Consider the following 17,110-nt stretch of genomic DNA (forward strand, 5'->3'; position numbering starts at 1 on the left):
TCACCACCTTCGCGCTGCCGACCGTGCTGGGCGAGATCCGCCGGCACTTCCGTGACACGACCTGGGCCGTCCATGTGCCGCGCCGGCTCCAGGAGTTGCGGATCGTGCTGGCCAGGGCCCAGGAGCGCCTCGCGCAGGAGCTGGACCGGGCCCCGACGGTGGCCGAGCTGGCCGGGCACCTGGAGATCTCCGAGGAGGAGGTGGTCGAGGGCCTGACCGCCGCCAACGGCCACACCGCCGGCTCGCTCGACCTCGGAGCCACGGAGGACGACGAGGGCCCGGGCGCCCTGGTGGCACGCCTCGGTGGGGAGGACCAGGGCCTGGCCCGGGTGGAGGACCTGGTCGCGCTCAAGCCGCTGGTCGGCGCGCTGCCGGAGCGCGAGCGGCTGATCCTGTCTATGCGTTTCTGCGAGGACCTCACCCAGTCGCAGATCGGCGCCCGCCTGGGGCTGTCCCAGATGCACGTCTCCCGCCTGCTCTCCCGCACCCTGCGGCGCCTGCGCGAGGGCCTGGAAGAGGACTGACCGGGCGTCCGTCCGGAGCGCTCCACCGCGGCACCCGCCGGGCCGGCCCGGTCGGTTTGGCCGACCGGGCCGACCTGCGTAGGGTCGGAACACATCCGACATCGAGGGGACGACGATGATGGCATCCGCCGACGACCCGGGAGACCTCGCCTTCGCGGTCTCCCCTCCGGGCGCGGACGCGGCGGTGGAGACCCGCACCACGGCGGACGGTTCGGTGGTGTGCGCCCTGACCGGCGACCTCGACATCGAGACCCTCGCCCCGGTCGCCGACGCGCTCACCGCGCTGGTCGCGCGACGCCCGCCGGTGATCGTGGTCGACCTGCGCCAGGTGGGGTTCTGCGACTCCTCCGGCCTGAACCTCCTCCTCCGGGTCCGCATGGAAGCGGGACGGGCGGGCCTGGAGCTGCGGCTCGCCGCGGTGGCCCCCACCGTCATGCGGGTCCTCGAACTGACCGGCGCGCGGACGGTATTCTCGCTCCACGAGTCGGTCGAGTCCGCCCTGGCGTGCTGAGCCGGAACGCCACGGCCCGTCCCCGGCAGCACAGGGGTCACGGACGGGGCCGGGAAACGGACATGATCCCGGACGCACGGGGAAGCCGAGCATCCGACACCGCCGTCGACCCGAAGGGGCGCCCTCACATGACGATGAGCCGGGGAACCCTGGACGGAGACCCGCAGTCGACCGGGCCCACCCTGCCCGCCGGGGGCCAGCGCCGACGGCTGTCGCTCGCCGGGATCCCGAAACCGGTCTCCCGGGCCCGGGCCTTCGCCGCCGGGGCGCTCGACGACTGGGGAACGAACCCACCGAGGCTCGCCGCGGACGTGGCGCTGGTGGTCGCGGAGCTCGTCGCCAACGCCATGCTGCACGGGGACGGCCCGCTGGAGCTGGTCATGGACCTCACCCCGGCCCGCCTCCGGGTCGAGGTCAGCGACCGCAGCCCGGTCCTGCCCGCCCCGCGCCGCCCGCACACGCCCGCCCTGCCCGGCGGCCACGGGCTGTTCGTCGTCGAGCGGATCGCCGACGGCTGGGGCGCCGCACCGCACGCCCTCGGCAAGTCGGTCTGGGCCGAGCTCGACCTCCGCCGCCTCGCGGCGTCCTGAGCCGCCGGGCGCGGGCCGCCGGGGCGGGCCGCGGGCCGTTCGTGGTCAGCCCCGCGGCGCGACCCGCAGCGCGAGCAGGGCGAGCAGGGCGATGTCGTGAGCCGGCCCAGCAGCGTCCCGGGAACCGGCACCTGCGGATCGCCGTGGACGACGCGGACCCGCTCCACCCGGCCGGGGGCGTCGTCCGGCTTCTGCTCGGAAACACCGGTACTAAAAGGCGGGGGCGGCGTCCCGCGCGGACGCCGCCCCGGGGTGTCGGGCCGTGGTCACCACCGGTACCAGCGGCCCCGCTCGCCGGCCCGGGTCGTTCCCCGTGCGAGGAAGCCGAGCAGCCAGACGGCGAGCACGGCGAGGGCCACCCACCAGAGCACCTTCAGGGCGAATCCGGCGCCGAACAGGAGCAGCGCGAGCAGCAGGACCAGCAGAATCGGGGCCATCGTTCGTACCTCCTCGGAACGGGGGTGTGTGACGGCCCTCCTGCCCCCGCGCGGCGGATGCATGCGCCGGGCGTCCGCGGTCAGAACGCGGAGCGCAGGGCCGGCAGCAGGGTCTCCTCCGCCCACCGCAGGAAGGCGGGCTGGGAGTCCCCGCCCACCTGGATGAGGGCGACCTCGTCGAATCCGGCGTCGACGAACGGGCGGACGGCCTCGACGAAGTCCTCGACCCGGTCGCCGCAGGGGATGGCCTCGGCGACGTCCTCGGGCCGGACGAACCGGCTCGCGGCGGCGAAGCCGGCCGTTCCCGGCAGCTCGGCGTTGACCTTCCAGCCGCCGCCGAACCAGCGGAACTGCTCGTGGGCCCGCCGGACGGCCTCGTCGCGGTCGCGGTCCCAGCACACCGGCAGCTGGCCCACCGCGGGCTTCCCGGCGCCGCCCCGCTCGGCGAAGGCGGAGACCAGCCCGGCGTCGGGTTCCACCGCGATCACCAGGTCGGCGAGCCGGCCCGCCAGGGCGCACGAGTCCGGGCCGGACACCGCCATGCCGATCGGCGGCGGCCGGTCCGGGAGGTCCCACAGCCGGGCGCCGACCACGTCGAAGTGCTTTCCGCGCCGGGTCACGTACCCGCCCCCGAACAGTGCCCGGATGATCTCCACGGCCTCCTCGAACATCTCCTGGCGCACCGGAGCGGCCGGCCAGCCCCGGCCCACCACGTGCTCGTTGAGGTTCTCCCCGCTGCCCAGGCCCAGCCGGAAGCGGCCGCCGGAGAGCAGTTGGAGCGTCGCGGCCTTCTGGGCCACCACCACGGGGTGGTAGCGGAAGGTCGGGCAGGTCACGTAGGTCATCAGGGGGATCCGCGAGGTGGCCTGCGCGGCCGCGCCCAGGACCGCCCAGGCGTACGGGGCGTGGCCCTGCTCGTCCAGCCAGGGGAAGTAGTGGTCCGACACCACCGAGAAGTCGAAGCCCGCGCGTTCGGCGAGCACCAGGTCGGAGACGAGGCCGCAGGGGCCCCGCTGCTCGGTCATCATCGTGTATCCGATCTGCACCATGGTCCCGCGCCTGCCCGGTGGGCCCCGGTCGTCACGCGCGGACGCGGGATTCGCCCGATCGCAGCAGTGATCGCAGCAGTGGAGGCCGTCCGGCGGGGCGAGGCATGAACGGGCGGTGCGGGGTTAGACGAGGGGGACCAACCGGACACCCGATCGGAAGGACCCGCCGCCGTGGCCGACCTCTCCCGCCTGCCCGATGCACCGGACCGCGACTGGAGGCGGGACCCCGACGGTGCCTGCCGCACCGCCGACAGCCGGGTGTTCGAGCGTTCCGTCGACGAACCGGCGGCCGCCGCCCGGGCCCGGGAGGAGGAGGCGAAGGCCGTCTGCGCGGGCTGTGACGTCCGGGTGGAGTGCCGCCGCCACGCCCTCGCCGCCCGCGAGCCGTACGGCGTGTGGGGCGGGCTGAGCGAGGACGAGCGCCGCGCCCTGTTCACGAGCGATCCGGTCCCGTCCGGCGTCTGACCGGCGAGGATCCGCCCGACCCGCGGGGCCCCGGCCGTCCGGCCGGGGCCCCGCGTCGCGGTGCTCAGGCCGCGGGAGCGGCGTCGATCAGCGGGCGGTGGCAGGCCACCGTCCGGCCGGGGGCCAGCTGCCGCGGGGCGGGTTCCTCGGTGGCGCAGCGGGAGTCGGCGAGGGGGCAGCGGGTGCGGAAGCGGCAGCCGCTGGGCGGGTCGAGCGGGGAGGGCGGGTCGGCGGGGAGGAGGCCGGTGTCGCGCAGCGGGCGGCCGGGTTCGGGGACGGCGGCGAGCAGCGCCGCGGTGTACGGGTGGGCGGGGGCGGCGAGGACGGCCTCGGTGGGGCCGCGCTCGCAGACGCGGCCGAGCTGGAGCACGGCCACCTCGTCGCTGACCGCCCGGACCACGCCGAGGTCGTGGGAGATGAAGAGGCCGGCGAGCCCGCGTTCCTCGGTGAGCCCGCGCAGCAGGTTGAGCACGGTGGCCTGGGCCGAGACGTCGAGGGCGGAGACCGCCTCGTCGGCGATCAGGACGCGCGGCCGGGCGGCCAGTGCCCGGGCGATGGCGACGCGTTGGGCCTGTCCGCCGGAGAGCTGGTGGGGCCGCCGGTCGCCGAACAGGGCGGGCGGCAGGCCGACGGCCTCCAGCTGCCGGGCGACGGCCTCCTCGCGGTCGCGGGTGTCTCCGTGGGCCGGGCCGGGGTGGGCGTCGAGGGGTTCGGCGACGAGGTCGCGGACCTTGCGGCGCGGGTTGAGGGAGGAGAGCGGGTCCTGGAAGACCATCTGGAGCCGGGGCCGGACGGCCCGCAGGGCGCGCGGGGAGAGCGTGGCGAGGTCGGTGCCGTCGAGGGTGACGGTGCCGGTGGTGGGCGGGGGCAGCCGCAGCAGGGCCTTGGCGATGCTGCTCTTGCCGGAGCCGGACTCGCCGACCAGGGCGAGGGTGCGGCGCGGGTACAGCGCGAGGTCGACGCCGCTGACGGCGTGCAGCGGGCCGGAGCGGGTGCGGTGGACGACGCTGAGGCCGGTGGCCTCCAGGACGGCCTTCGCGGGGGCCGCCGTCTCGGGGCCGGTGCGGTCGGGGGCGGTGGTCATGCCGCGGACTCCAGTTCCTCGGGAGCGGTGGTGTCGGCCTCGCCGAGCGGGAAGTGGCAGTCGGCGGTGTGGTCGTCGGCCGCGGCGTGCACCGGAGGCCGGGTCGTGGTGCACAGGTCCGTCGCCCGCTCGCAGCGCGGGGCGAAGGGGCAGCCGGGGACGGGCCGGGTGAGGTCGGGCGGCGAGCCGGGGATGGCGGGCAGGGTGCGGCGCAGCGGGCCGGTGACCCGGGGGACGGAGCGCAGCAGTGCCGCGGTGTAGGGGTGCCGGGGGTGCCGGGTGACGGCCTCGGTGGGGCCGGTCTCGACGATCCGGCCGCCGTACATGACGGCGATGCGGCGGGCCCGCCCGTACAGCAGGCCGATGTCGTGGGTGATCAGCAGGGTGGCGAGGCCGCGGCTGACCCGGTGGTGGTCGAGCAGGTCGAGGACGGTGCGCTGGACGGTGACGTCGAGGGCGGTGGTGGGTTCGTCGGCGAGCAGCAGGGCGGGTTCGCCGGCCAGGGCGGCGGCGATGCCGACGCGCTGGCGCAGGCCGCCGGAGAGCTCGTGGGGGTGGGCGCGGGCCCGCCGGGCGGGGTCGGGGACGTCGACGGCGGCGAGCAGCTCGGCGGCGGTGCGCAGCCGTTCGCGCCGGGAGAGGCGGCGCCGGTTGGTGATCGACTCGGTGACCTGCTCGGCGATCCGGACCACCGGGTTGAGCGAGGTCATCGGATCCTGGTGGACCATGGCGATGCCGGTGCCGAGGAGTGCGGCGCGGCGGGCGGGGGTGGCGGCGAGCAGGTCCTCGCCGTTCAGCCGGACCTCGCCGGTGGCGACGGCCCGGGTGGTGCGCGACTCGACGCCGAGGACGGTGCGGGCGAGCACGGACTTGCCGGAGCCGGACTCGCCGACCACGCCGAGGCACTCGCCGGCCGCGATGGTGAGGCCGACGCCGTGCAGGACGTGCAGGGAGCGGCCGTCGGGGGTGTGCAGGACGGTGTCCAGCGAGCGGACGTCGAGGACGGGGGCGGAGGTCATCCGCGCGCTCCCTTCGCAGCGGCGGGGCCACCCGAACGCAGGTGCTCCCCGAGGTAGTTGAGGGCGAGGACGGTCAGGCAGAGCACCGCCGCGGGCGCCAGCGAGATCCACGGCGCGCTGCCGAGGGTGGTGCGGCCCTCGGCGATGATGCCGCCCCAGGAGGGCTCCGGCGGGCGCAGCCCGAAGCCGAGGAAGCTGAGCGAGCCCTCGGCGACGATGGCGACGGTGGTGGCGGTGAAGGCGAAGGTGAGCGCGACCGGCACGACGTGCGGGACGATCTCGCGGCGCAGGACGCGCAGCGGGGCGGTGCCGATCATCCGGGCGGCCTGGACGAAGCCGCGTTCGGTGAGGGAGAGCACCACGGCCCGTACCACCCGGGTGAAGTGGGGGACGGTGAACAGCCCGATGAGCGTGCCGATCACGGTGAGGCTCGGGCCGCGCATCGAGACCACGATCATCACCAGGATCAGGCTGGGGACGGACATCAGTAGGTCGGTCGCGAAGCCGATCGCCTTGTCGACCGGGCCGCGGAACCAGCCGGCGGCGAGGCCGAGGGTGCCGCCGCCGAGCAGGCCTACCAGGATGGTCAGGGCGGCGACGGTGAAGGAGGCGCGGGCGCCGGCGACGGTGCGCTGCAGGATGTCCCGTCCGGAGCCGTCGGTGCCCAGCCAGTGGCCGGGGCCGGGGGCGGCGGCGGGGTGGGCGAAGTCGCCGTGCAGCGGGTCGAAGCCGGGCAGCAGCGGCAGCAGCAGGGCGGCGAGGGCGACGACGGCCAGCCAGGCCGCGGCGGCGAGCACCCCGGCGGGCGGCCGGCGCCGGGTGGCGACGGTCGCGGGCTCGGCGGGTGCGGCGGTCGTGGTCTCAGCGGTGCTCATGGGCGATCCTCGGGTCGATCGTGCGGTACAGCAGGTCGACCGCGAGGGTGGCCGCGACCACGCCGAGGGCGCTGACCACCACCACGGCCTGGACGACCGGGAAGTCCCGGCCGGCGATGGCCCCGGCGGCCAGGCTGCCGACGCCGGGGACGGCGAACAGCGACTCGACCAGCACCGAGCCGCCCAGTGAGGTCCCGATGCCGATCCCGACCAGCGTCACCAGCGGCAGGCTGGACGGCCGCAGGGCGCGGCGCAGCAGCAGCCGGGTGGTGCCCATGCCGCGGCTGCGGGCGGCGGCGATGTACGGCTGGTCGAGGGTGTCGATCAGCTGTCCGCGCAGGGTGCGGGTGAACACGGCGGCCTCGGTGAGGCCGAGGGTGAGGGCGGGCAGGACGAGGTGGCGCAGGTTCTCGGCCGGGTCCTCGGTGAACGGGGTCCAGCCGGTGGCGGGCAGCACGCGCAGCTGGACGGCGGCGATCCAGATGAGCAGCAGGCCGAGGGCGAAGCCGGGGACGGCGAGCCAGCCGAAGGTGCCGGCGGTGGCGATCCGGTCGAAGGTGCCGCCGGGCCGCCAGGCGGAGAGCAGGGCGACGGGCACGGCCAGGCAGAGCGCCACCAGCTGGGCGGCGAGGAAGAGTTCGAGGGTGACGGGGATGCGGTCGGCGAGTTCGGTGGTGACGGCCGCTCCGGTGGACAGCGAGTGGCCGAGGTCGCCGTGCAGGGCGTCGGCGATCCACTGCCAGGTGGCGGCGAGCACGTTGCGGTCCAGGCCGAGTCCGGCCTCGTAGACGGAGATCTGTTCGGGGGTGGCGGTGGGGCCGAGGGCGGCGACGGCGGGTGAGCCGGGCATCAGGTGGGGCAGGGCGAGCGCGGCGACGGTGACGAGCAGCAGCACGGCCGCGGCGCGGCCGAGCTGGCCGCCGTACCGCAGGGCGGTCCGGGTGCCGGGGGTCATCGCTTCACCCACAGGGTGGCGGGGGAGACGCCGAGGACGGTGCGCCTGGACAGGTCGGGCAGTCCGCCGACCCTGGCGGCGCCGAGGTAGCCGACGGTGTTCTCGGTGAGGAAGGCCATCGGGGCCTCGTCGACGACCCGCTGGGCGGCCTGGCGGTAGGCGGCGGTCCGCTTGCCGGGGTCGGTCGAGGCGCGGCCCGCGGCGATCGCCCGCGCGGTCTCGGGGTCGGACCAACCCATGAAGTTGTAGGGGGAGTCGGGCAGGTAGAGGCTGCCGAGCGCGGTGTCGGTGTCGCCGAACATGCTGGTGATGAAGTCCATCACCTGGAACTTGCGCTGGAGCATCGCGGTGCCCAGGGCGGCCTGGTCGAGCGGCTTGACGGTCATCCTGATCCCGGCTTCGCCGAGCATCTGCTGGAGCACGGTGGCGCGCTGCTGGGCCTCGGGGCGGCTGTCGACGAGGTACTCGAAGGCGAGGTCGGGGTGGCCGGCCTCGGCGAGCAGGGCGCGGGCCCGGGCCGGGTCGTGGGCCGGGTGGCCGGCGGTGCCGCGGTACGGGGAGCGGGATCCGATCGGGCCGTCGGAGACGCTGCCCTGGCCGAGGAAGACGACCTTCTCCAGGGCGTCGCGGTCGATCGCGTACTGGACCGCCCGGCGGACCCGGACGTCGTCGAAGGGCGCGGCCTTGGTGTTGAAGACGACGGTGCTGGTGGAGCCGGGCCCGGTGGCGGTGCGCAGCCCGTCGGCGGGGGCCTGCTTGAGCTGGCTGGGCGTCTCGGTCCAGATCAGGTCGGTGTCGCCGGAGCGCAGCGACTGGTAGCGGCTGTCGGCGTCGGGCAGCACCCGGTAGACGAGTTTGTCGGCGTGCCCCTTGGCGCCCCAGTACGCGGGGTTGCGGGTGAGGGTGACGGACACTCCGGGCTGGACGCTCTCGACGGTGTACGGGCCGGAGCCGACGGCGGGGGAGTCGCCGCTGGGCGCTTCGGAGACGTAGCCGAGGGCGCGGGTGAACAGGTTGGGGAAGGCGGCGTCGGGTGCCTTGAGGGTGAAGGCGACGCTGGTCGGGCCGTTGACGGTGGTGGCGGCGATGGCGGCCGCGTCGAGGGCGCAGGCGCACTTGCTCTCCGGCTTGGCGAGCCGGGTCACGTGGTCGGCGACGGCCTGGGCGTCCAGCGGCTTGCCGTCGCTGAACGTGACGCCCTCGCGCAGGTCGAGGGTCCAGACGGTGGCGTCGGCGTCGGGGGTGAAGGACTTGGCGAGGTAGGGCTCGACGGTGCCGTTGTCGCCGTTGACCATCAGCGGGTCGTAGAGGGCGTTGGCGAGGACCATCATCGGCATCTGGGTCAGGGTGCCGTCGGCGGGGTCGAGTTTGGCGAACGGCCGGTCCAGGCCGATCTTGAGCGTGCCGCCGTCCACGGCCGGCCCGTCGTTCGCCGGGCCGGCGGTCCCGGCGGCGGCGCCGGTTCCCGACAGGGCGTCGTCGGAGGCGGAGCAGGCGGTGAGCGCGAGTGCGGCCGCGCAGGCCGTCGCCGCCAGGAGGTGGGTGTGCCGCTTCATGGTTCCTCGGTTCGGGGGGTGCGGGGGCGGCCAGGGGGGAGTTCGGCCGCCGACGCGACACACCATTCCGGAAGTGGCAGTACTGCCAAAAGGCAGTTGTGCAAATTCCGGATGACGAAACCCCGAAGAGTCGGCGCCCGCCTTGAGCGGGCCCGGTCGGACGTGGTTCCGTACTCATGGCCGCCCCCTCGGCGGCCCCACCCACCCACAACACCCACACTCAACTCACCGAACGGGAGCGGAAGAACGATGCAGGGGACGGACACCGCGGCGGAGCAGGGCATGCGCGACCGCAAGAAGGCGCGCACCCGCGACAGCATCCGCAGCGCGGCACTCGACCTCTTCGAGGAGCAGGGCTACGAGCGCACCACCGTGGACCAGATCTGCCGCCGCGCCGACGTCGCCCACCGCACCTTCTTCCGCTACTACCCGGCCAAGGAGGCCCTGCTGTTCGGCTGGGACTTCGGCCAGGCCGTGCTCGACGCCTTCGCCGCCGCCCCCGCCGAACTCCCGCTCTGGGCCGCGCTCGACCAGGCGCTGACCGTCACCGGCGGACGGCTGGAGGAGCCCGTCGAGCACACCGACCGGCGCCGCCGGCTGCGCCGGGGCCTGCTCGACGTGCACTCCGTGCACAACTACGCCCTGGTCGTCCTCGACGCCTTCACCGAACGCACCGTCACCATCGCCGCCGAGCGGCTCGGTGTGGACCCGGCCACCGACCTGCGTCCGACCGCGCTCGGCGCGATGTTCGGCGGCATGGTGCGGCGCCACGTCCTGATCAGCTCGGAGAGCGGCACCCTGGCCGACTGGGTCAAGGCCTACCGGGACGTGCTCGCCACCGCGGGCTGACCGGCCGCTGACCCCACTGGCCCCCTGATCCCACCAGCCCCCTGACCACCTGAACCCCTGATCCCCCGGTACTCCCGGGCGCGCCGCCGGCCGCCCGGACGGCACCGCACGCCCTCCTCCGCCCCGTCAACCCCCGGCGCGGCTTCGCCGTGCCCTCCTCCGCCCCGTCAACCCCCGGCGCGGCTTCGCCGTGCCCTCTTCCGCCACCCCCCCGCACGCCTCTCGCACCACCCTTCGCACTTCCTGAAAGGCCCCCGCATGTCCCTGGTCAACTTCCGCGACCCCGCGGTGCTCACCGACCCCGCGAGCCGCTGGATCCGCCCCGGCGCCCTGTTCCGCTCCGCCCAGCCCTTCCCCGCCGCCGACGCGGACACCGTCGCCCAACTGCGCGAGCACGGCATCACCACCGTCGTCGACCTCCGCGGCGAGGCCGAGAGCGACCCCGGGGACTGGGCCGCCGCCGAGGCCGCCGGCATCGCCGTCGTCGCCGCCCGGATCAACCCGGGCAACGACGAGCTGGACCGGGCCATGCGCGCCATGACCACCGCCGAGGACCTCGGCGCCTTCTACCTGCTGATGGCCGAGTCCGCGCCGCGGGCCCTGGCCGCCGCCGTCGAGGCCACCGCCCACCCCGGCGGCGTGCTGGTCCACTGCGCCGCCGGCAAGGACCGCACCGGGCTGCTCACCGCGCTGCTGCTGGAACTGCTCGGGGTGCCCGCCGAGGAGATCGTCGCCGACTACGCCCGCACCAACGCGGCGCTCCAGCAGATCTGGGCCGGCCTCGCCGACCGCAACCGGGCGGCCCTGAACGAAGTCGAGGCCGGTCGGCTGACCGTCCCCGCGCCGCTGCTGGAGGCCCCGGCCGGGGCGATGGACACCTTCCTCGACCTGGTCCGCACCCGGCACGGCGGCGCCGCCGGCTTCCTGACGGCCTGCGGGGCCACCACCGGGACCCTGGACGCCTTCACCGCCAAGGCCGCCGCCCGTACCGAGACCGTCGAGGTGACGGCATGACGGCGACCCTGCTCCGGCACACCGACGGCACCCCGTTCCGCGACCTCAACCACAACGGCACCATGGAGCCCTACGAGGACCCGCGGCTGCCCGTCGAGGACCGGGTCGAGGACCTCCTCGCCCGGATGACCACGGCGGAGAAGGCCGCGCTGATGCTCCACGGCCGGATGTTCCCCGGCGAGAACCTGCCGTTCCCCTCCGGCGCCCACCTGATCCCCGAGCGCGGCCTCACCCACTTCGCCATGATGGCCGTCCCCGACCCGCGCGCCATGGCGGAGTGGAACAACCACGTCCAGGACCTCGCCGCGGCCGCCCGGCTGGGCATCCCCGTCACCCTCTCCTCCGACCCCCGGCACGGCTTCACCGCCAACCCGGCCACCGCCCACACCGGCGGCGGCTTCAGCACCGGGCCCGAGCCGATCGGCCTCGCCGCCACCGACGACCCCGAACTGGTGCGCCGCTACGCCGACCTGATCCGCCGGGAGCTGTGCGCCGTCGGCATCCGCGTCGCCATCCACCCGATGGCCGACCTGGCCACCGAGCCCCGCTGGGCCCGGATCAGCGGCACCTTCGGGGAGGACCCGGACCGCGCCTCGCGGATGATCACCGCGTACATCGAGGGCCTCCAGGGCGAGAGGATCGGCCCGGACAGCGTCGCCTGCATGACCAAGCACTTCCCCGGCGGCGGCCCGCAGGCCGGCGGCGAGGACTCGCACTTCGCGGCCGGGCGCCGACTGGTCTACCCCGGCGGCGGGTTGGAGACCCACCTGCGGCCCTTCGAGGCGGCCTTCGCCGCGGGCACCGCGCAGATCATGCCCGCCTACGCGATCCCCTCCGGCAGCGGCCTCGCCGAGGTCGGCGCCAACTTCAACCGGGACGTCATCACCGGTCTGCTGCGGGGGCGTTACGGCTTCGACGGCGTGGTCTGCACCGACTTCAACGCCATCACCGGCATGGACGTCCCCGGGGTGGTCAGCCTGCCCCCGCGGCACTGGGGGGTCGAGGAACTGTCCGTCGCCGAGCAGGTCGTGCTCACCCTGGACGCGGGCGCCGACCAGCTCGGCGGCGAGACGGACCCGGAGCTGATCCTGGCCGCCGTCCGCTCGGGCGCCGTCACCGAGGCCCGGCTGGACGAGTCGGCCCGCCGCATCCTGCGCGACAAGTTCCGCCTCGGCCTCTTCGACGACCCGTATGTGGACCCGGACGCGGCCGCCGGCCTGGTCGGCACCCCGGAGGGCCGGGCGCTCGGCCGCGAGGTCCAGCGCCGCTCCGTGGTCCACCTGGCGGGCGAGCCGCGCGGCGCGGGGCGGCTGTACGTCGAGGGCGTCGATCCGGAGGTCGCCGCCCGCTACGGCACCGTCGTCGAACGCCCGGAGGAGGCCGACCTGGCCGTGCTCCGCCTCGCCACCCCGTACGAGCGGCGCGAGGGCATGCTGGAACAGCACTTCCACAGCGGCTCGTTGGAGTTCGAGCCGGCCGAGGCCGAGCGGCTCGCCGCGCTGGCCGCCGCCGTTCCCACGGTCTTCGCCGCCCAGCTGGAACGGCCCGCGGTGCTCACCCCGCTCGCCCCGCACGCGGCTCTGCTGATCGGGGAGTTCGGCGCCGCGGACGAGGTCGTCCTGGACGCCGCGCTCGGCCGGGCCCCGATGACCGCGACCCTCCCGTTCGACCTGCCGGTCTCCGACGCCGCCGTCGCCGAGGCCCGCGAGGACGTCCCCTTCGACACCCGCGCCCCGCTCTTCCGCTGCGGCCACCGCGCGCTCTGAGCCGCCTCGGTACGGGGCCCGCCACCACCCGGTGGCGGGCCCCGTGCCGTCGGGGTCCGGTGTCGGGTGCCTGGCGCCGTCGAGGGGGGTGAGGCACCCGTGGCATGGCCGGTCGGGAACGGCCCCGCGCCCGGGGCGTGAACTCCCGACGATCGTGCTCGGAGAATCCCGAGAACCCGTCAACAAGGCGAGCGGTGAGTGTTATGTTACCCGGCGGTCGGGGCCGGATCCGCGGGCTTCGACCCACGCTCCCTCAGCGCAAGTCGGCACCGCTCCAGCACCGTTGACCCGAAGGGACCCTCCACGTGACCGTGCGCAAGCTGACGCTGTCAGCCGCCGCGACAACCACCGTGCTCCTGCTCTGCGGCACCGTCCTGAACGGAGCGGCGGCCTCGGCGGCCACCGCGACGACCACCCCGACCACCGTCACCGCCACCGCGGCCGCCTCGGCCGGCCCGACCGGCCCGACCGGCCCGACCGGCCCGTCCGCCGACCCCGGCACGCCGGCGACGCTGGCACCCCCGGCCTCCGGCACGCCCGCGGCCACCGTGGCGACCCCGGCGCAGGGCAGCGCGCCGGCCACCGCCACCACCGACCCCGGCCTCGCGCTCTCCTCCTACGACGCGAGCACCGGCACCGCCGTGCTCGCCCCGGCCGCCGCCGGCCCGCGGTCACCCTCCGCCCTGGCGGCCGCCGCCGACGCCGCGTCGGCCGTCCGGCCCGGGCAGCTGATCGACAGTCCGCCCACCCCGGCGGCCCCGCACGGCGCGCTGGTCGCCGTCACCGGCGCGCAGCCGGCCGCCGACGGGACGGTCGCCGTCACCACCCGCCCGGCCACCCTCCCCGAACTGCTCGGAGGCACCACCACCAACCTGCGCAGCGCCGTCAGCCCGAGCACCTTCCAGGTGCGGCCGCAGATCGGCGGCGTCCAGGTCACCACCGACCTCGGAGCCGCCTCCGGCCAGGGCACCGTGTCCGGCAGCCTGGGGCTGACCGCCGACGCCACCGTCCCGCTGCCCGACGGCGGTTCGGCGCGGCTCGCCGGCTCGGTCTCCCTCCACCCGGCCATCGACTTCTCCTACCAGGGCGGCCTCGGCGCGATCGACCCCCAGCAGGCCCGGGTCGGCTTCACCCTGGGCGCGCACGCGGACTGGCACGTCAGCGCGAACCTCACCGCGAACACCGGACCCGTCCGGATCCCCCTGGCCACCTACAGCGCCAGCCCCGTGGTCATGGTCGGTCCGCTGCCCGTCGTGATCAACCTGGCCTTCACCCTCTCCGCCGACGTCAGCGCCGACGGCACCGTCACCCTCGACGCCCAGCAGGCGTACGACGGCCAGTGGGGCGTCCACTCCGACTACGTCAAGGGCCCGGGCTGGACCACCACCACCGACCCGGGGAGCTCCACCGTCACCCCGCTGCGCCTGGACCTGAAGGGCTCCGCCTCCGCGAAGGCCGGCCTGCTCGCCGAGGGCTCGATCGCCCTGTACGACACGGTCGGCGTGAAGGCGTCCATCGAGCCGTACCTGCGGGCCGAGGTCAACGGCTCGATCGTCCTCGACGGCGCCGGTGCCACCCCGGCCGTCAACGGCACGGCGACCCTCTACGGCGGACTCGACATCAACGGGGCGCTGATGGCGAGGCTCGTCATCCTGGGCACGCCGGTCCTCTCGGCGGACCTGCCCTTCCTGGCCTTCCACCGCGAATGGCCGCTCGCCTCGGTGAGCGCCGGGCAGCCCCCGGTGCGCCTGGTGCGCTGGACGGCACTCAGCTCCGGGCTGTTCGACGACCCCCACTCCGACTACCTGAAGACCCGGCCGGACTGGGACCCGTACGCGCTCAAGGCCTCCTGCCCCGACGGCAGCCGGCTGATCGGGCTCAGCTACGGCGGCGACAACGGCCTGTGCACGGACGCCACCAGGCCGGACCTCTGGGACGCCGGCCGCTCGTACGTCGTCGACCACGGCGGCACCTACGTGACCGCCGACTGGGCGCCGGGCTACGCCAAGGCCCAGTGCCCGGCCGGATCGGTCATGACCGGGTACAGCCGCAACGGCCGGACGATGGGCGCGCTGTGCGCCCGGTCCGCCGCGCCGCTCGGGACCTCCACCCGCACGCTGTGGTTCGAGAAGGGCGACAACCGCCCCGCGGCGGCCCGGGGCGGCGACTTCTCGTACGGCTTCGCCAAGGGCCAGTGCGCGGACGACGAGGTCGTCGCGGGCATGGCCTACAGCCAGCCCTGGTGGCAGCTGTGGGCGGCACGGCCGTCCGCGCTGCTCTGCCAGAAGCTCGCCTGATCCGGACGGGCTGACCCGGACGGCCTGATCCGGACGGGCTGACCCGAACGGTCCGGCCCGCCGCCGTCAGAGCGGCGGGTTGGGCCGGGCCAGCCCGCGGTCGTAGGCGAAGATCACGGCCTGCACCCGGTCGCGGGCGCCGATCTTGGCCATCACCCGGCTGACGTGGGTCTTCACCGTCGACTCCGCGAGCACCAGGCGCCGGGCGATCTCGCCGTTGCTCCAGCCCCGGGCGACGGCCACCAGGATCTCCCGCTCGCGGTCGGTGAGGGCGTTCAGCCGGCTGTCCTCGACCGGCCCGGCCCCCGGCGGCCGGGTCGGCAGGTGGTGGGCGTACGCGTCGAGCAGGCGCCGGGTGACGGCCGGGGCGACGACGGCGTCCCCGCCCGCCACCGCGCGGATCCCGGACAGCAGCTCCTCCGGGCGGGCGTCCTTGAGGAGGAAGCCGCTGGCCCCGGCCCGCAGGGCGGAGTGGGCGTACTCGTCGAGGTCGAAGGTGGTCAGCACGAGGATGCGCGAGCGTCCGCCACTGGCGACGATCCGGCGGGTGGCCTCGATGCCGTCCATGCCGGGCATCCGGATGTCCATCAGCACGACGTCCGGCCGCAGGTCGGCGGTGAGCCGGACGGCCTCCGCGCCGTGCGCGGCCTCGCCGACCACCTCGGTGTCGGGCTGGCTCTCCAGCAGCATGCGGAAGCCGTACCGCTGCAACGGCTGGTCGTCCACGATGAGGAGGGTGGTCACGCGGGGCCGCCTGTCGGGTCGGGGGTGAGGTCCAGTACGGCCTCCACGGTCCATCCTGCCCCGGGCCCGGGGCCCGCGGTGACGGTGCCGCCGTACAGGGCCGCGCGCTCCCGGATGCCCGCGAGGCCGTGGCCCTCGCGCCGCGGCCGCCCGGGCGGGGGCGTCCCCTCGGGCGGGCCGCTGTCCCGCACCCGCACCCGCAGCCGGTCCTCCTCGGAGGTGAGGGTCACCTGGGCGCGGGTGGCGGGGCCGGCGTGCTTCAGGCTGTTGGTGAGCGACTCCTGGACGATGCGGTAGGCCATCAGCTGCACCCCGCGGTCCAGGCCGTCGAAGTCCCCGGCGGCCGTGTACACCACCTGGGGCCCGGCGGCGCGGATGCGCGCGCACAGCCCGTCGACGTCGGCGATGCCCGGCTGCGGGGTGAACTCGGCGGCCTCCTCGCCCTGGTCGCGCAGGACCCCGAGCATCCGCCGCAGCTCCCCGAGCGCCTGGCGGCTGGTGTCGCCGATCAGCAGCAGCGCCTCGCGCCCGCGTTCGGGGTTGGCCCCGGCCGCGTACGCGCCGCCGTCCGCGAGGGTGACGATCACGGACAGGTTGTGGCCGATGATGTCGTGCATCTCCCGGGCCACTCTGGTGCGCTCGGTGACGGCGGCCAGCCGGCTGCGCTGGTCCCGTTCGATCTCCAGCCGGGCCGCCCGCTCGCGCAGCCCGGCGAGCTGGGCCCGCCGGATCCGCACCGCGATGCCCAGGGCGACGGCCGCCGTCGTGGCGCTGAACAGGAAGAACAGCGCGTCGCCGACGGGCAGCCCCGAGGACACCTCCACGGCGACCAGGCCGGTCGCCGCGGCCATCGCCGCGCACGCCCACGCCAGGTGCCGCAGCCGGCCGTGCAGGGCCAGGCTGTAGAGGGCGACGAGCAGGGCGGCGTCGGCCCGCAGCGCCGCGCCCAGCGACCACTGGACGACGAAGACGGTCATGATCGCCGCGAACGCCGCCGTCGGGCGCCGCCGGCGCCACAGCAGGGGCAGCACCAGGCCCGCCTGCACGGCGAGCACCGCGGCCGGCGGCAGCCGGGTGAACCGGATCCGGTGCTCACGGGGGTGTTCGACCTCGGCGTGGAGGAGGTCCGGCAGGCAGAACAGCAGGACCACCCCGAGGACCACGGCGGCGTCCAGCACCCACGGGTGGGCGCGGTCGGCCTGCCGGATGCGCTGGCTCAGCCGGGCCAGCCGGGCGAAGGCCGGGTGCGCGGGGAGCGGGTCGGGTACCGGCGGCGACGGGGACGGCGACGGGACCGGATCCCGGGTGTCGAGGCGGCTCACGGTCGTCACCTGTCGTTCGGGGCTCGTGCGTCGTTCGAGGACGGGGGTGGGAC

17 protein-coding genes are annotated in these 17,110 nt (G+C 75.5%); 8 read left to right on the forward strand and 9 right to left on the reverse strand.

Annotation, left to right across the window (positions count from 1 at the left end; genetic code table 11):
• The 3 genes from ACWD4P_RS08375 to ACWD4P_RS08385 all read left to right on the forward strand — a co-directional run.
• A partial coding sequence (locus tag ACWD4P_RS08375; RefSeq protein ID WP_449779021.1) for a sigma-70 family RNA polymerase sigma factor occupies positions 1–524 on the forward strand: 524 nt, incomplete at its 5' end.
• Positions 525–639: 115 nt separating this feature from the next.
• Positions 640–1,035, forward strand: coding sequence for an STAS domain-containing protein (locus ACWD4P_RS08380; RefSeq protein ID WP_359831975.1), 396 nt, complete (start codon positions 640–642; stop codon positions 1,033–1,035).
• A gap of 128 nt (positions 1,036–1,163) precedes the next feature.
• Positions 1,164–1,625: an ATP-binding protein gene (locus ACWD4P_RS08385; RefSeq protein ID WP_449779022.1), complete on the forward strand. Its 462-nt coding sequence runs from the start codon at positions 1,164–1,166 to the stop codon at positions 1,623–1,625.
• A gap of 266 nt (positions 1,626–1,891) precedes the next feature.
• Here the strand turns inward: ACWD4P_RS08385 and ACWD4P_RS08390 are convergent, their stop codons facing one another.
• Together ACWD4P_RS08390 and ACWD4P_RS08395 are read right to left on the reverse strand one after the other, a co-directional pair.
• Positions 1,892–2,062: a hydrophobic protein gene (locus tag ACWD4P_RS08390; RefSeq protein ID WP_359831904.1), complete on the reverse strand. Its 171-nt coding sequence runs from the start codon at positions 2,060–2,062 to the stop codon at positions 1,892–1,894.
• 80 nt (positions 2,063–2,142) lie between these two features.
• Positions 2,143–3,111 carry an LLM class F420-dependent oxidoreductase gene (locus ACWD4P_RS08395; protein ID WP_449779023.1) on the reverse strand — a complete coding sequence of 323 codons (969 nt, stop codon included), beginning with the start codon at positions 3,109–3,111 and terminating at the stop codon, positions 2,143–2,145.
• 171 nt (positions 3,112–3,282) lie between these two features.
• Between ACWD4P_RS08395 and ACWD4P_RS08400 the strand changes: the two genes are divergently transcribed.
• Positions 3,283–3,576, forward strand: a complete 294-nt coding sequence (locus ACWD4P_RS08400) for a WhiB family transcriptional regulator (RefSeq protein ID WP_449779024.1) — start codon at positions 3,283–3,285, stop codon at positions 3,574–3,576.
• 64 nt (positions 3,577–3,640) lie between these two features.
• On the opposite strand, the gene ACWD4P_RS08405 is transcribed toward ACWD4P_RS08400, so the two are convergent.
• The 5 genes from ACWD4P_RS08405 to ACWD4P_RS08425 are packed head-to-tail and all read right to left on the reverse strand — an operon-like array spanning position 3,641 to position 9,065.
• Positions 3,641–4,660, reverse strand: coding sequence for an ABC transporter ATP-binding protein (locus tag ACWD4P_RS08405; protein WP_449779025.1), 1,020 nt, complete (start codon positions 4,658–4,660; stop codon positions 3,641–3,643).
• A complete protein-coding gene (locus tag ACWD4P_RS08410; RefSeq protein ID WP_449779026.1) occupies positions 4,657–5,679 on the reverse strand; it encodes an ABC transporter ATP-binding protein in 1,023 nt (340 codons plus the stop codon). Before ACWD4P_RS08410 ends, ACWD4P_RS08405 begins: the two co-directional genes overlap by 4 nt.
• On the reverse strand, positions 5,676–6,554 hold the full coding sequence (locus ACWD4P_RS08415) for an ABC transporter permease (protein ID WP_449779027.1): 879 nt from the start codon (positions 6,552–6,554) through the stop codon (positions 5,676–5,678). The genes ACWD4P_RS08410 and ACWD4P_RS08415 overlap by 4 nt, the downstream gene beginning before the upstream one ends.
• On the reverse strand, positions 6,541–7,509 hold the full coding sequence (locus ACWD4P_RS08420; protein WP_449779028.1) for an ABC transporter permease: 969 nt from the start codon (positions 7,507–7,509) through the stop codon (positions 6,541–6,543). Before ACWD4P_RS08420 ends, ACWD4P_RS08415 begins: the two co-directional genes overlap by 14 nt.
• Positions 7,506–9,065: an ABC transporter substrate-binding protein gene (locus ACWD4P_RS08425; RefSeq protein WP_359823022.1), complete on the reverse strand. Its 1,560-nt coding sequence runs from the start codon at positions 9,063–9,065 to the stop codon at positions 7,506–7,508. Before ACWD4P_RS08425 ends, ACWD4P_RS08420 begins: the two co-directional genes overlap by 4 nt.
• Positions 9,066–9,314: 249 nt before the next feature.
• Here ACWD4P_RS08425 and ACWD4P_RS08430 point away from each other — a divergent pair, with 249 nt between their 5' ends.
• The 4 genes from ACWD4P_RS08430 (at position 9,315) to ACWD4P_RS08445 (ending at position 14,991) form a co-directional block, all read left to right on the forward strand.
• Positions 9,315–9,914: a TetR family transcriptional regulator gene (locus ACWD4P_RS08430; protein ID WP_380660610.1), complete on the forward strand. Its 600-nt coding sequence runs from the start codon at positions 9,315–9,317 to the stop codon at positions 9,912–9,914.
• A gap of 258 nt (positions 9,915–10,172) precedes the next feature.
• Complete coding sequence (locus ACWD4P_RS08435) at positions 10,173–10,928, forward strand: tyrosine-protein phosphatase (protein ID WP_449779029.1); 756 nt, start codon at positions 10,173–10,175, stop codon at positions 10,926–10,928.
• Positions 10,925–12,694, forward strand: a complete 1,770-nt coding sequence (locus ACWD4P_RS08440) for a glycoside hydrolase family 3 protein (protein WP_449779030.1) — start codon at positions 10,925–10,927, stop codon at positions 12,692–12,694. The genes ACWD4P_RS08435 and ACWD4P_RS08440 overlap by 4 nt, the downstream gene beginning before the upstream one ends.
• 305 nt (positions 12,695–12,999) lie before the next feature.
• Positions 13,000–14,991 carry a hypothetical protein gene (locus ACWD4P_RS08445; RefSeq protein ID WP_449779031.1) on the forward strand — a complete coding sequence of 664 codons (1,992 nt, stop codon included), beginning with the start codon at positions 13,000–13,002 and terminating at the stop codon, positions 14,989–14,991.
• A gap of 66 nt (positions 14,992–15,057) precedes the next feature.
• Here ACWD4P_RS08445 and ACWD4P_RS08450 read toward each other — a convergent pair whose 3' ends face one another.
• Positions 15,058–15,735: a response regulator gene (locus ACWD4P_RS08450; protein ID WP_449779032.1), complete on the reverse strand. Its 678-nt coding sequence runs from the start codon at positions 15,733–15,735 to the stop codon at positions 15,058–15,060.
• A complete protein-coding gene (locus ACWD4P_RS08455) occupies positions 15,732–17,057 on the reverse strand; it encodes a sensor histidine kinase (RefSeq protein WP_449779033.1) in 1,326 nt (441 codons plus the stop codon). Before ACWD4P_RS08455 ends, ACWD4P_RS08450 begins: the two co-directional genes overlap by 4 nt.
• Between the last annotated feature and the right edge of the window lie 53 nt (positions 17,058–17,110).

The sequence above is a fragment of the Kitasatospora sp. NPDC002543 genome, from assembly GCF_053594915.1.